Raw genomic sequence first — 14,790 nt, forward strand, 5'->3', positions numbered from 1 at the left:
GATCTACTCCGGCTCTTGCTGGGAAATGCAGTGGAAGGAGCCGCCACCGGTCAGGATGGCGGTCGAGGGCAGGCCGATCACCTCGCGCTCGGGGAACAGGCCGCTGATCACCTCGACGGCGAAGGCGCCGGACTCCTCGGCGTAGATCGGCACGATCACCGCCTCGTTGGCGATCAGGAAGTTCATGTGCGAGGCCGGGATGACCTCGCCGTCCTCGTCGACGATGCGGCCCGGCGAGGGGATGCGCACCACCTGCAGGGGCGAGCCGCGGCTGTCGGTCATGCCGGCCAGGGCGCGGGCCGTCTCGGCATAGACCTCGGCGTTGGGATCGTCGGTCCCGAAGGCCATCGGGCAGGCCACGACGCCCGGCGCGACGAAGCGGGCCAGGTTGTCGACGTGGCCGTCGGTATGGTCGTTCAGCAGGCCGTCGCCCAGCCACAGCACCTTTCGGGCGCCGAGAGCGGACGCCAAGGCGGCGGTCGCCTTGGCCTCGTCCCAGTCGCCGTTGCGGTTGGCGTTCAGCAGGCACTGGCGGGTGGTCAGGATCGTGCCCTGGCCGTCGTGGTCCAGGGCCCCGCCCTCCAGGACGAAGCCGTTGCGAGCCAAAGGCGCGCCGGACGCGGCGGCGATCTGCTCGGCGACGATGTCGTCGCCCTCCAGCTGGTACTTGCCGCCCCAGCCGTTGAACTTGAAGCCGGCCGCCACGGCGCCGCCGGCCGTTTCGGTGAAGATCGGGCCGGTGTCGCGCAGCCAAATGTCGCCGAACTGGCCGCGGACGATCTCGACCGCGGTGTCGGCGAGGCGGGCGCGGGCGGCGGCCTCGGCCTCGTCGCCGACCACCATCAGGCGCACGCGCTCGCCGCCGGGACCGGCCAGGGCGCGCGCCAGGGCGGCGACCTCGTCCTGGGCCTGGTCGAGGTCTTCCTGCCAGAGCTCGGCGTGGCTGGGGAAACCCACCCACATGGCGCGGTGCGGAGCCCACTCGGCGGGGACGGTCGGGGTCATGGAAGGAACCTGGATCGAAACGGGAGGCGCAAATGGGCCAGGACGGCCCGCGGATCAAGCCGCCCTTCTAGAGCATTTTCAAGCGAAGTGGATTCCGGTTCGCGTGAAGGAAATGCGTCAAAAGAAAAAGGGCGGCCCGTTTCCGGACCGCCCTTCGTTCTCAGCTTCGCTGGACGCCGTTCCTAGAACGCGGCGTGCAGGGTGATGCTGGCGGTGCGCGGATAGCCCGGCTGGCCCAGGCCCGTGCCCGACGGGTTGACGGCCAAGTCGCCGAGGTACTTCTCGTTGGCCAGGTTCTTCACGTTGATCTGGACATAGGTGCCCTTCAGGCCGAAGCCGTCCAGGGTGTAGCGGGCGTCCAGGTCCAGCAGGGCGTAGTGCGGCACCTTTTCGGTGTTGGTCAGGTTGGTCCAGCGCTCGCCGACGTACTTGGCTTGGACGCCCAGGCTGAGCGCCTCGGTGATGTCCCAGTCGACGCGAGCCACGCCTTGGTACTTCGGCGCTTCATACAGCTCCTTGCCCTTGGTCAGCAGCAGGCTGCCGAGCGAGGTGCCGGGGATGTTTTCCTGCAGTTCCGAGTCCGCGTACGAGAACGAGGCGTAGAAGCTGATGTAGTCTTCCGGCTTGAAGCCGAACTGGGCGTCGAAGCCCTTCAGCTTGACGTCGCCGACGTTGACCGAGAAGGCGATGTTGTCCTGCTCGTTGAAGGCGCGCTCGATGCGGTTCTGGAAGCTGGTGTAGTAGACCGAGGCGGCCAGCATGACGGTCGGCGACTGGAAGCGGTAGCCCACGTCGTACGCCTGGGTGGTTTCCGCCTTCGGGCTCGTCAGCTTCTTGTCGTACAGGTCGTCGGTGCGCGGCGCCGACAGGGTCTCGGCGTAGCTGACATAGACCGACTGGTGGTCGGTCAGGTTGTAGCTGGCGGCGATGTTCGGCAGCACCTTGTCGTACTTGCGGGTGAACTCGCGCGGACGACCGTACTGGGTCGCGCCTTGGCCCGGCAGGGTGACCAGGGTCTGGCCGGCGCCGTCGTTGCTGCCCGCCACGGCCGTCGGGGTCTGGTTGGTGCAGTAGGCCGTGAAGGTGTCGGCCTGATAGCAGAAGTTATGCAGCTCGCGCTTCAGGAACGGGGCGCGCAGGCCGACGTTCAGCAGGACCTTGTCGTCCATGAACCGACCGCGGTACTCGGCGGAGATCTGGTTCAGAGTGGCGACCGAGACGCGGTCGCGCTTGCGCAGGATGCTGCCGTCCGACAGCTTGATCGACTTGCCGTAGCCGTCCTTGCCGCCGAACACGTCGTTCGGCGTCGTGTCGCCGCTGAACGTCGTGTATTCGCCGGTCTGGCGGTGGTGGGCTTCGTCGAAGGTGTAGGCGACGCGGACGCTCTGGTTGTCGTCGAACTTCCAGATCAGCGACGAGGTCACGCCGTAGCGGCGGGTGTTGGTCGTGTTCGGCGCGTACAGCAGGACGGTGTCGAGGGTGTCGCCGTCGCCGTTCAGGTCCAGGCCGCCGGTCAGGGCGCTGCCGCGGATGATGCCGCTGCCCGTACCGGTGCCGTCTTCCTTGAACAGGCCGCGACCGCCGCCGTTGGCCAGAACGTACTGGAACGACGGGTCGACGGTCAGGATGAAGTTGTCGCCGATGTGGAACAGCGACTGGCCGCGGATGTTGCCGGTGTTCGACGGGTTGATGTTGTACTTGTAGCAGGTGCCCGCGTTGACATCGATCTGGGCCGTGCCGGCGACCGGGGTCGGGCGGGCGCAGGTGGCGCGGCTGTAGCCGACGCCGGTGCCGGCCTGGAACGCGGCCAGCGACATGCGGTTGATGAAGTTGTTGCGGTTTTCGTTGTAGTTGAAGATCAGGCTGACGAAGTCGCCGTTGTCGCCGATCGGCTGATAGATCCGCGCGTTGTACTGCTTCTTGTGGATCTTGCCCGGGCCGTTGAACACGTCGTTGATCGCGTCGGCGTAGCTGAACCAGGCGCTGGTGCCGAGGGGACCGACCTTGCCGGTGTCGATCACGCCGAAGAAGCGGCGGAAGTTGCCGTCGCCGGCCTGGGCTTCGATCACGCCGCCAAAGTCATCGGCGGGCTTGCGGGTCACGTAGTTGATGGTGCCGCCGGCCGCAGCAGCCGTCGGGCTGTCGACGTCTGTGGTGCCGGTGTTGACGTCGACCTTGGCGATCAGTTCCGAGTCCAGCTGCTGGTTCGGATAGATCTGATAGTTGCCGCTGTCGTTCAGCGGAACGCCGTCCTGCAGCAGGGCGATGCGTTGAGCGTCGAAGCCGCGGATGGTGATGTCGCCGCCGGCCGAGCCGTAGGCGTCGTTGTTGGTGAAGTTGACGCCGGGCATCAGGTTCAGCGAGTCCAGGATGGTCTGGCCGGGCACCTGGCGGGCGATGAATTCCTGGGTGATGGTCGAACGCGACTTCGGCACGATCTGCTGAACGATCGCGCCGTTCTGGTTCCGTTGGCCGGCGGCCGTGACCACAACCTGTTCGACGGCGTCCGTACCGGTCGACTGGGCCATGGCGGCGGTGGCGCTGAGCAGGCAGCCGACCAGGGCGGTCGACGCCAGACAGGCGAGCTTTTTCGTCATCATCTTGATCTAGTCCCCTCGTTCAGGCCGCGACGGGGTGCATGAATCCCGGCCAGCCATATCATTGAGAGGCTCTTTAGCGACCTATTTAGAAGGTTTGGTGACGGAAAGGCCACGATCGCGGATAAACCCGCCTCCGGGGCCCGCTTGCGGAAGATTTAGTCAGCGTCCTCTTACTTATGCGGGAGAAAACAGCGTGGCCCTTGATGAAACGGCGCAGGCGGCGCAGGCGCGAATCTGGCGGCTGACGCTGATCTTGGTCGGGGTGCTGACAGTTCTGCGGGTCGTGGCGCTGTTCGTCACGCCGCTGGAGCTGTACCCGGACGAAGCCCAGTACTGGCTGTGGTCGCGCCACCTGGATTTCGGCTATTTCTCCAAGCCCCCGGTGATCGCCTGGCTGATCTGGGCGACCACGCGGATCGGCGGCGACGCCGAGGCCTGGCTGCGCATCGGCTCGCCGCTGATCAACGCCGGCACGGCCCTGGTGGTCTCGCGCATCGCCACGCGGTTGTACGGCGCCGAGCGCGGCGGAGCCTGGGTCGGACTGGCCGCCGCGGCGATCTTCAGCCTGATGCCGGGCATCCAGCTGTCGTCGGTGCTGATCACCACCGACACCCCGCTGCTGTTCTTCCTGGCCTTGATGATCTGGGCCTGCGTCGCCCTGCCCCACGCCTCGCCCCGCGCCCGAATCTGGGTGGCCGCCGGCATGGGCGCGGCCCTGGGCCTGGCGTTCCTGTCCAAGTACGCGGCGATCTACGCCCTGGCCAGCCTGGGCGCGCACCTGGTCCTGTCGCGCGAGGCCCGGCGGGCCTGGACCCCGGCCATGGCGGCCGCCTTCTTCGTCACCCTGTTCGCGGTCTTCGCGCCGAACATGATCTGGAACTACCAGCACCACTTCTCGACGCTGGAGCACACCGCCGCCAACGCCAACTGGAAGGCCGGCAAGCTGTTCAATCCGCTGGAGCTGGTCCAGTTCGTCGGCTCGCAGTTCGGGGTGTTCGGGCCGGTGCCGTTCGGCGTGCTGGGCGGCGGGGCCCTGCTGCTGGCGATCCGCAGGCGGCTGGCCCCGGCCGACGTCATGCTGCTGTGCTTCGCCCTGCCGCCGCTGGCGACGGTGGCGGCCCAGGCCTTCGTGTCGCGGGCCAACGCCAACTGGGCGGGGGCGGCCTATGTCGCCGGCTCGGTGCTGGTCGCGGCCTGGCTGCTGCGCTGGGAGGCCCGCCGCTGGCTGGTCGGCGGCCTGGCCCTGCAGGCGGTTCTGGCCGTCGTCTTCCTGGCCTGGGTGATCGCTCCGCGCACGGCCGACGCCATGGGCATGGCCAACGCCTTCAAGCGGGCCCGCGGCTGGGACCAGACGGTGCAGGCGATCATCGAGCGCTCGCGCGAAGAGCAGGCCCTGCACGGCGGCCTGACCGCCGTCGCCGTCGACGACCGCTTCCTCTACAACGTGGCCGCCTATTACGGCCGCGGCTATTTCGGCACGCCGGAGGCTCCGCCGCTGCGGATGTGGGTGCACGAGATCGCGCCCCGCAACCAGGCCGAAGTCGAGGCTCCCCTGGACGCCGCCCTGGGCCGGCGGACCCTGATCGCCAGCCTGGACGGCGTCTATCGCGGCAAGATCCAGCAGGACTTCAAGGCGACGTCCGACCTGCAGATCGTCAGTGTACGGCTGGACAGGAAGCGCTCGCGCCGAACCGACCTGTTCATCGCCCAGGACTTCGCGCCCGTGCCCAGGGATCCGATGACGGGGCTGCCGCCGGATACGCCGTGGCGGGATCCGGGGAAGTAGGTTGACGATAGCGCAGAGAACGCTTGCCCCCTACGGACCGCTTCGCGGTCGTCTTCCCCCGGAGGGGGGAAGAGCCTCGCGCATCCGGCTCCGCCCCCTATGGGGGCGGACAGACCGCGCAGCGGTCAGGTGGGGGCAAGGGGGTGAGCCGCTAAACCCCCACCTCGAACGCCGCCTCGGTCTTGGCCTTCACCTCGTCCACCGTCACGCCCGGCGCCAGCTCGACCAGCCGCACCGGCGTCTTGCCGCGGTTGATCTCGAACACGCCCAGTTCGGTGATCAGCAGGTCGACCACCCCGGCCCCGGTCAGGGGCAGCGAGCAGCGGCGCAGCAGCTTGGGGGCGCCGGACTTCTCGCAGTGGTCCATGACCACCACCACCCGCTTGACACCGGCCACCAGGTCCATGGCCCCGCCCATGCCCTTGACCATCTTGCCGGGCACCATCCAGTTGGCCAGGTCGCCGTTTTCGGCCACCTGCATGCCGCCGAGAATCGACAGGGCGATGTGGCCGCCGCGGATCATCGCGAAGCTGTCGGCCGACGAGAAGTACGAGCTGGAGTCCAGCTCGGTGATCGTCTGCTTGCCGGCGTTGATCAGGTCGGCGTCCTCCTCGCCCTCGTAGGGGAAGGGACCCATGCCCAGCATGCCGTTCTCGCTCTGCAGCGTCACATGCATGCCCGCGGGGATGTAGTTGGCCACCAGGGTCGGGATGCCGATGCCCAGGTTCACGTAGAAGCCGTCCCGCAGCTCCTGGGCCGCCCGTTCGGCCATCTGGTCGCGCGTCCAGGCCATTAGACGATCTCCCCGGTCTTTTCTTCACGCGGACGCGTGGTGACCCGCTCGATCCGCTTCTCGAACTTCGCGCCCTTGATCAGGCGGTCGACATAGATGCCGGGGGTGTGGATGTTGTCCTTGTCCAGGCCGCCGATCTCCACGATCTCCTCGACCTCGACGACCGTGGCCTTGCCGGCCGTGGCCATCATCGGATTGAAGTTGCGGGCCGTCTTCCGGTAGATCAGGTTGCCTTCGGCGTCGGCCTTCCAGGCCTTGACGATCGACAGGTCGGCGGTCAGGCCGCGCTCCATCACGTACATCTCGCCGTCGAACTCGCGGGTTTCCTTGCCCTCGGCCACCAGGGTGCCGTAGCCGGTGCGCGTGAAGAAGGCGGGGATGCCCGCCCCGCCGGCCCGGATGCGTTCGGCCAGCGTGCCCTGCGGATTGAACTCCAGCTCCAGCTCGCCGCTGAGGTAGAGCTGTTCGAACAGCTTGTTCTCACCCACATAGGACGAGACCATCTTCTTGATCTGGCGGTTCTCCAGCAGGATCCCCAGGCCGAAGCCGTCGACGCCGCAATTGTTGGAGACCACCGTGAGGTCCTTGACGCCCGTTTCGCGGATCGCCGCGATCAGGTTCTCGGGAATGCCGCACAGGCCAAAGCCGCCGGCCATGATGGTCATGCCATCGAATAAAAGACCCGCCAGCGCTTCGGCGGCTGTGGACTTGACCTTGTCGACCATGGTTCCTCCCGGAGCGACGTTCGACGACTGCTCTGAGCCGCCGGACGGAGAAATTCAACCCTTGATGAATAAAATTTCGATGCGTGGAGTTGCGGCGTGACGGATCAGGCTAACCCTACGGAAGCTAGCACCGGGCTTGCGACGCCCGCCACCTCGGGCGTGCTGCTGACCCTGGCCCACCCGGCGCTTGAACGTTCCCGCGCCAACCGCGCCCTGGCCAAGGCGGCCAAGGGGCTGGACGGCGTCACCTTCCACGACCTCTACGAGACCTATCCGGACTTCGCGATCGACATCGAGGCCGAACAGGAGCGGCTGCTGGCCCATGACGTGATCGCCGTGCAGTTCCCGCTCTACTGGTACGCGACCCCAGCCCTGCTGAAGGAGTGGTTCGACCTGGTCTGGCTGCACGGCTTCGCCTACGGCCTGGACGGCAACGCCCTGGCCGGCAAGCGCCTGTTCGCCGCCTGCACCACCGGCGGCGCGGCCAAGGCCTATCACGCCCACGGCTACAACCGTTTCTCGATGGACGAATTCCTGCGGCCGCTGGAGCAGACCGCCTATCTGTGCGGCATGGTCTGGGAGACGCCCTTCGTGGTGCACGGCGCGGCGACCAAGGACGACGAGGAGCTGAAGGCCGAGGCCCAGCGCTACCGCGCCCGCCTCGGCTCGCTGCTGACCATGCCCGCCGACGCCGAACTGGGGGCCTGATCCATGCCGTTCCTGCTGCAAGCCCTGGTCTATCTCGGCGCCGCCGTCATCTCCGTGCCGATCGCCAAGCGCCTGGGCCTGGGCTCGGTGCTGGGCTACCTGATCGCCGGAGTGGTGATCGGCCCGTTCGCCCTGTCGCTGGTCGGCGAACAGACCGACGTGATGAAGTTCGCCGAGTTCGGCGTGGTCATCCTGCTGTTCCTGATCGGGCTGGAGGTCCAGCCCTCCACCCTGTGGGACATGCGCAAGGCGATCTTCGGCTTCGGCGGGGCCCAGGTGGTCGGCACCTCGGCGGCCATCGCCGGCGTCTCGATGCTGCTGGGCCTGCCCTGGCAGACGGCCCTGGCCGTCGGGATGGTGCTGGCCATGTCGTCCACCGCCATCGTGCTGCAGACCCTCGACGAGAAGGGCCTGAGGCAGGGGCCGGTCGGGCGCGCCGCGTTCGGGATCCTGCTGCTGCAGGACCTGGCGGTGATCCCGATGTTCGCCCTGCTGCCGACCCTGGCGACCATCGCCCCGCCGGTCCACGCCGAGGCCGGCGGCCACGGCGGCGCCAGCCTGGTCACCCACCTGCCGCCCTGGGCCCAGGGCCTGGCGGTGTTCGTCGCCGTCGGCGCCGTGGTCGGCGGCGGCCGCTACCTGGTGCGGCCGATCTTCCGCTTCATCGCCGAGGCCCGGCTGCGCGAGATCTTCACCGCCGCGGCCCTGCTGATTGTCGTCGGCGTGGCCAGCATCATGCAGACCGTCGGCCTGTCGCCGGCCCTCGGCGCCTTCCTGGCCGGGGTGGTGCTGGCCGAGAGCGAGTTCCGCCGCGAGCTGGAGACCGACATCGAGCCGTTCCGCGGCCTGCTGCTGGGCCTGTTCTTCATCACCGTCGGGGCGGGCATCGACCTGAAGCTGGTGGCCAGCCAGCCCCTGACCCTGATCGGCCTGGTGCTGGGGCTGATGGTGCTGAAGTTCGCGGTGATGTTCGGCCTGGCGCGGCTGTTCGGGGCCCCGGCCCGGGGCGCGGCGGCCGTCGCCACCGCCCTGGCCCAGGGCGGGGAGTTCGCCTTCGTGCTGCTGAGCTTCACGGTCGGGGCCGGCGTGATCGGCGCCACCCTGGCGGCCCTGCTGACCGCAGCCGTCGCCGTCTCCATGGCCCTGACCCCGGTGGCGATGATCCTCTACGAGCGCATCGCCCAGGCCCTCGACGCGGCCATCCCCAAGCAGGTCCCCGAGACCGGCGACTTCGCCGACAGCGAGCCGGACATCATCATCGCCGGCTTCGGCCGCTTCGGCCAGATCACCGGCCGCCTGCTGACCGCCAACGGCTTCCGCTCGACGGTGCTGGACAGCGACATCGAGCAGATCGACCTGCTGCGCCGCTTCGGCCGTCGGGTGCACTACGGCGACGCCACGCGGATGGACCTGCTGCGCGCCGCCGGCATCGAGCGGGCCCGGATGCTGATCGTCGCCCTGGACGACCGCGAAAAGACCGTCGAGCTGGTCGAGACCGCCCGCAAGGCCTTTCCCGAGCTGGTGATCCTGGCCCGGGCCTGGGACCGCCGCCACGCCTACGACCTCTTGGCCAACGGCGCCGACGCGGTCGAGCGCGAGACCTTCGAGGCCGCCCTGGCCCTGGGGACCACCGCCCTGCAGAAGCTGGGCTACCGCGCCCACCGGGCCCACCGCGCCGCCGGCATCTTCCGCCGCCACGACCGCAAGTCGTTCGAGGACCTGCGTCCCGTCTGGGGCCAGGAGGAGGCCTACATCCTGGCCTCGCGCGACGCGGCCCAGACCATGGACAAGCTGCTGACCGCCGACCTGGCGCGCCTGCGCCCCGGCGACGGGGCCGGGGCCTGGGACACCGCCAGCCTCGACGAGGAGCTGAAGGAACGGGCCGAACGCGAGGCGGCGCGGCGCGAGAACGCCAAATAGGGACGACGACCCGGGCGGCCGCGGACGATCCGCGGCCGCCCTGGTCATGGCCGGGTCAGAGGATGAAGTCCGACGTCGTCAAACCTTGATGGCCGGCCAGCTCGAAGATCGAGGCGGCCTGGCCGCTGTTGTCGGTATAGAGCAGAACCACCGTGCGATCGCCCTGCGCGTCGTAGAACACGGCCATGTCGCCGGCGTGGCCGGTCTGGTTGTTCAGGGTGAAGCCCTGGTCGCCGGCCAGGCCGGTGTTGGCGTCGATCCCCGACAGGTCGATCCGGTCGCCAGCCCCGAAGTCGAGGATGACGTCCCGGCCGGTCGGCGCGGAGTCCGAGGCCGCGGCGAACACGAAGGTGTCGGCGCCGAGGCCGCCCGTCAGCAGGTCCGCCCCGCCACCGCCGGAGATCACGTCGGCCCCCGCCCCGCCGATCAGGCTGTTGCCGAACTGCGAGCCGCTCAGGGTCACGCCGGCCGTCGCCGCGGAGGCGTCCACGTTCTCGAAGCTGGAGACATAGGTCGCGCCGGCGATCTGGCTGGAGGACAGGTTGGCCAGGTTCACCACGGCCCCGACCTTCAGGACCAGGGTGTCGCGGCCCGCGCCGCCGTCGATCACGTAGTCGGCCGCGTCGTAGACGATCCGGTCGGCGCCGTCGCCGCCGCGCTGCTGGTCGCCGTCGGCCCCGCCGTCGAGGACGTCGTCGCCCGCGCCCCCGGCCAGGGTGTCGAAGCCCGCGCCGCCGACCAGGGTGTCGGCGAACGCCCCGCCCGTCAGGCTGTTGTTGTAGGCCGAGCCGGTCAGGGTCACGCCGGCCGTCGCGCCCGAGGCGTCGACGTCTTCGAAGCCCGTCACATAGGCCCCGCCGGCGATCTGGCTGGTCGACATGTTGGCCAGGTTGACGGTCGCGCCGACGTTCAGGATCAGCGTGTCCCGGTCCGCGCCGCCGTCGATCACATAGTCGGCCGCGTCGTAGACGATCCGGTCGGCCCCCGCGCCGCCGCGCTGGTAGTCGCCGTCGAGCCCGCCGTCCAGGAAGTCGGCCCCGGCCCCGCCGGTGAGCGTGTCGTAGCCCGCCAGCCCCCGCAGCGTATCGGCCCCGTCGCCGCCGTCGATCACGTCCTTCAGCAGCCCGCCGGTATAGGTGGTGTCCTTGCCGGCCGCGTCGGTGAAGCTGTTGGCCTGCAGTAGCGCCCCCGACAGGGTGCGGTTGTCGCCGGCCTCGCCCACCGTGACGCTGACGGTGATCGGGGCGGTGAAACCGCCATGGCCGTCCGAGGCGGTGTAGGTGAAGCTGTCGACCACCGACTGGCCGGCGGCCAGCTGGTCGAAGGCGTCGGCGTCGGCCACGTAGCGGACCTGGCCGTTCTCGAGGCTGATGGAGGCGCCCAGGGCCGACTTGGCGCCCGACAGGGCCGCGATGGTCAGGCTGTCCAGGTCGACGTCGTGGTCGTTGGCCAGCACGTCGACCAGGATCGAGCCGTCCTCGGCGACGCCGGCCGCGTCGGCCGCCCCGACCGGCGCGTCGTTGACCGCCGCGACGCCCAGCTGGACCGTCACCACGCCCGACACCCCGCCGAACGCGTCGTGCGCGGTGTAGGTGAAGCTGTCGCCGCCGTTGTAGTTGGCGTTGGCGGTGTAGACGAACGAGCCGTCGGCGTTCAGCACCAGGATCCCGTAGGTCGGGCCTTGGCCCAGCACCGCGCTCAGGACGTCGCTGTTGGCGTCGCTGTCGTTGGCCAGCACGCCGTGGGCGGCGTCGACCGTCAGCACCGCGTCCTCGTTGACCGTGAACACCCCGTCCAGGGTGGCGACCGGGGCGGTGTTGATCGACAGCAGGGCCAGGATCGCGTCGTGGTCGGTGGGTTGGTCGATCGCCGCCTGGCCGGTGTTGAGGTGGACGTTGTCGAACACCGCCCCGTCCCTGAGGCTCTGCGAGACCAGCAGGTTGTCGATCTGCTGGGCGTTACCCTCGAAGATGTAGGAGTAGCGCTCCTCGGGGCTCAGGGTGCGGGCCAGGTTGTAGAGGTCGCCATTGGCCTCCAGCAGGGTCAGGGTCTGCTCGTAGTAATAGCCGTTGAAGTCGCCCATCACCGTGACGTGGGCGTCCGGATCGGCGGCCAGCAGGCCCTGGACGTAGTCGCGCACCGCCGTGGTCTGGTCGATGCGGCGGTCGTCGCCGTTGGTGACCGCCGGCTGGTTGGCGCCGAACAGCGGGTCGCTGCCGCCGCGCGAATAGTTGTGCACGTCGATGGCGGTGACCGTCTCGCCGTGGAACACGAACTCGGCGGCCAGCGGGTTGCGGCTGTTGTGGAAGGCGTCGGTGGTTCCGGTGGTGTCCTGGATCAGCCGGACCGAGCCCTCGACATAATCCACCCGGTCGGCGCGATAGAGGAAGGCGCTGCGGATGTTGCCGTTGCTTTGCCCGCCGGTGCTGTTGGGCGTGGTCGGGGCGACCTCGACCCAGCTGTAGTGCGGGCCGCCGGCCGCCTCGATGGCCGCCACCAGCTTGTTCAGGGTCGCCGCGCCGCTGAGGTCCGAGCCGGTCCCGACGCCGTCGGCGTCCTGGATCTCCTCGACGCCCAGGATGTCGGGCGCGCCCAGGTTATGGGCGATGTCGGCGGCCAGGGCCGCGAACTTGGCGTCCGGGTCCAGCGGCGAGATGTTTTCCAGGTTGTAGGCGCCGATCGCCAGGTGGCTGGCGTCGCCGGCCAGGCTGGTGGTCTCCAGCGGCAGGGGCCCGTTGCTGGTGGTGGTCTGGACCGCGATCGGCAGCACCTCGTACGCGCCGCCGAAATAGCTGACCACGCCGGTCACGTCGCCCAGGTGGTCGCCCAGCACGTAGCCGGCCGAGAAGCCCGGGTTCACGCCGCTGTCGGCATAGACCAGGATCCGCTCGGGATTGTTGTCGCCGTCCGACACGGTGACGCCGCCGCGACCGTTCAGCCCCGTGGCGTCGGCGCCGTTGTCGGCCACCACCCAGGTTTGGCCCTGATAGGTCGCGCCCGTCGCCTGGGCGTTGTGGACGGTGACCAGCATGCCCTCGATCGACTCGTAGAAGTCGACGCCGTCCGTGGCCGGATCGAAGCTGCCCAGATGGTCGTCGTCGATCACCGTGTGGGGGATGGCCCGGCCGCCCGCCCCCAGCACGGTGGCCGCCACCGTCCCCGTGCCGATCACGCTGACGCTCGGGGCGGTGATCTCGGTGATCGACAGGTTGCTGGCGACGCCGCCGTTATATTCGTCGACCGCGCCGGTCACCTGCACTAGGTCGCCGACCTGGACGGTCGGGATGGCGTTGGTGAACACGAAGATGGCGTCCGAGGTGGCGTCGTCGCCGTCGCCGAAAGCGTCCTGGATCCAGAAGCCGCGCGAGCCGGTGGTGTCGATGGCCGTCACCACCCCCCGGGTCGAGACCATCTGGCCGTCATAGGCCGAGACGTGTCCGGCGCCCTGGATGTCGTAGATCGCCAGCGGGGCGAAATCGTCGTTGACGATGGTTCCCTGGCCGACCGCGTCGATCAGGACCGCCGCGCCGCTGGTGACCACCAGGTTGGAGAGATTGACCGTGAAGGTTTCGTTCGGCTCGGCCGTCACGTCGCCGTGGAGCGTCACCGAGACGGTCTGGCTGGCCGGGCCGCCGGCCGCGAAGGTCAGGGTTCCGTGGGTCTCGGCGTAGTCGGTCCCGGCCTGGGCCGAACCGTCGTGGGTGGCGAAGTCGACGGTGAAGGCGCCGGTGGTGTTGGTGCGGGTGACCGTGAAGGTCATCACCTGGTCGCCGGAATCGCCTTCGGCCAGGGTGACGTCGCTGATCGAGACGTTGGCGCTGGGCACGCCGCCGTCGGTGACCGTGAAGCCGGTCTTGTAGGGAACCGGCACGCCGTCATCGAGCGTCCAGTTGGCCGAATTGGCGATGGCCGACAGGATCGCGGCCTTGGTCCCCGTGGTGGTCCCGACATAGGCGCCGTTGTCGGTCCCGAAGGCCAGGGCGGTGCTGCCGGCCGCCAGGCCGGTCGGGATGGCCGAGGTGTTGGAATTGGTCGCGTCGCCGGCGTAGGTCGTGTTGCCGTCGGCGAAGTCCAGGGCGAACAGCGGCGTCGCCGACGGGCCCGAGCCCTGGTAGGCGATGATCTGGTCGCCCGAGGTCGAGGGGTTCAGCGAGCCGGTCAGGCCCGTGACCGTGATCACCGTGCCCGCCGCCGCGCCGCCGGCCGGGGCGGTGTAGGTGTAGACCCCCTCGCCGGCCCGGAAGCCGCCCGCCGCCAGCCAGCCGTTGTCGGTGAAGCTGATGACCGTGCCGGCTTCGACCGCCTGCAGCAGCACGAACGAGAACGACTTGCCGGCGGTGTCGGCGCTGTAGCCGATCAGGGCGAGATCGCCCACGGTCAGGGTGGTCATGCGTTTCCTCCGAAGGGGTCTTGTTCTGGACGGTCGCCGCTGGGGCCTGAATCTGGGTCTTGGATGGGCCGAGTGTTCTAGGCGCTTTCAACAAGGCCGCGATCTCGATCCAACCTAGAAGCGCTCGATGACAGGACGATGTCGAAGTTTTCAGCATTTCGCAATCGAGAGATCATGGCGTATCTTCGATGAATTGCATCCATAAGCCTATAATATAGCGTGATATGGAAACGTTATTTGCATAGTTCGCATATGTCATGGTGATAGACTTTGGGTTCCGATTTGAGATCGAGCCCATTTGGAACGCGGACGTTTCGAATATCCTTGATACGGCAGGCGGAACGACGACTGTCGGCGGCGGTCGCAATCCCTCAGGATGCGCTGCGAAGATTGCAACCGGAAGCGGCTCGCGTCGGCCTAGAAGGAAGTTCTTACTTACTTGATCAAGGAGTGGACGCGAGCTGACCCCACGCGCCAACGCTCGATTGATTGGCGCCCGGCGACCGGGCCGTGACGCCGCGCCCGATGGGCCGGGCCATGCACTCACGGTGGAGCGCCGGCCGGTTTGCAGGGCGCTTGCTGTGAGTGCGCCCCCCAAAGTCGTCCGCCGACGGGGACGCGCCCCGGCGGCGTGTTCCCGGGTTTCGCACGGAGCCAGACGGGTTGGGGGACACGCCGCAAGGGCATGTCCCCGTCAATGCGACGACCAAGCCACTGAAATCGCGGCGCTAAAACTTTATGCCCCGCACCCTCTCGGACCGGCCGTATCCTGGTGTCACCTCGTCGCGGGGAAAGGGCGCATGGCCAGCGACCGATGCGGCGGCGGGGGGCGATCGAGCGGGACTGGGCTGGAGGGGGTTACT

General features: G+C 68.6%; 8 protein-coding genes and 1 pseudogene. 3 read left to right on the top strand and 6 right to left on the bottom strand.

From position 1 onward, the window contains the following. Positions 1-3 precede the first annotated feature (3 nt). Together BM066_RS12240 and BM066_RS12245 are read right to left on the bottom strand one after the other, a co-directional pair. The gene (locus BM066_RS12240) at positions 4-1,005 is read right to left on the bottom strand and encodes an agmatine deiminase family protein (RefSeq protein WP_089928189.1); all 1,002 of its coding nucleotides are present in this window, start codon (positions 1,003-1,005) and stop codon (positions 4-6) included. A gap of 182 nt (positions 1,006-1,187) precedes the next feature. After that, a complete protein-coding gene (locus BM066_RS12245) occupies positions 1,188-3,602 on the bottom strand; it encodes a TonB-dependent receptor (protein ID WP_089928224.1) in 2,415 nt (804 codons plus the stop codon). 196 nt (positions 3,603-3,798) lie between these two features. Between BM066_RS12245 and BM066_RS12250 the strand changes: the two genes are divergently transcribed. Beyond that, complete coding sequence (locus BM066_RS12250; RefSeq protein ID WP_089928190.1) at positions 3,799-5,391, top strand: ArnT family glycosyltransferase; 1,593 nt, start codon at positions 3,799-3,801, stop codon at positions 5,389-5,391. Positions 5,392-5,542: 151 nt separating this feature from the next. Here the strand turns inward: BM066_RS12250 and BM066_RS12255 are convergent, their stop codons facing one another. Together BM066_RS12255 and BM066_RS12260 are read right to left on the bottom strand one after the other, a co-directional pair. Continuing rightward, positions 5,543-6,184 (bottom strand): 3-oxoacid CoA-transferase subunit B, encoded by a 642-nt coding sequence (locus tag BM066_RS12255; RefSeq protein ID WP_089928193.1) that lies wholly within the window; start codon positions 6,182-6,184, stop codon positions 5,543-5,545. Next, entirely contained in the window at positions 6,184-6,909 is a 726-nt protein-coding gene (locus BM066_RS12260; protein ID WP_089928197.1) for a CoA transferase subunit A, read from the bottom strand. The genes BM066_RS12255 and BM066_RS12260 overlap by 1 nt, the downstream gene beginning before the upstream one ends. A 96-nt stretch (positions 6,910-7,005) precedes the next feature. On the opposite strand from BM066_RS12260, the gene BM066_RS12265 reads away from it, so the two are divergent. After that, on the top strand, positions 7,006-7,617 hold the full coding sequence (locus BM066_RS12265; RefSeq protein ID WP_089928200.1) for a glutathione-regulated potassium-efflux system oxidoreductase KefF: 612 nt from the start codon (positions 7,006-7,008) through the stop codon (positions 7,615-7,617). A 3-nt stretch (positions 7,618-7,620) separates the two neighbouring features. Further along, positions 7,621-9,537 carry a monovalent cation:proton antiporter-2 (CPA2) family protein gene (locus BM066_RS12270; RefSeq protein WP_089928203.1) on the top strand — a complete coding sequence of 639 codons (1,917 nt, stop codon included), beginning with the start codon at positions 7,621-7,623 and terminating at the stop codon, positions 9,535-9,537. Positions 9,538-9,592: 55 nt separating this feature from the next. Here BM066_RS12270 and BM066_RS12275 read toward each other — a convergent pair whose 3' ends face one another. Both BM066_RS12275 and BM066_RS27345 read right to left on the bottom strand, forming a co-directional pair. After that, on the bottom strand, positions 9,593-13,927 hold the full coding sequence (locus BM066_RS12275; protein ID WP_089928206.1) for an Ig-like domain-containing protein: 4,335 nt from the start codon (positions 13,925-13,927) through the stop codon (positions 9,593-9,595). A 777-nt stretch (positions 13,928-14,704) separates the two neighbouring features. Next, positions 14,705-14,790, bottom strand: a pseudogene (locus tag BM066_RS27345) (hypothetical protein); the annotation flags it as partial.

Origin of the sequence: Caulobacter sp. UNC279MFTsu5.1 (genome assembly GCF_900114015.1) — a bacterium.
In the GTDB taxonomy this organism is placed as follows: domain Bacteria; phylum Pseudomonadota; class Alphaproteobacteria; order Caulobacterales; family Caulobacteraceae; genus Caulobacter.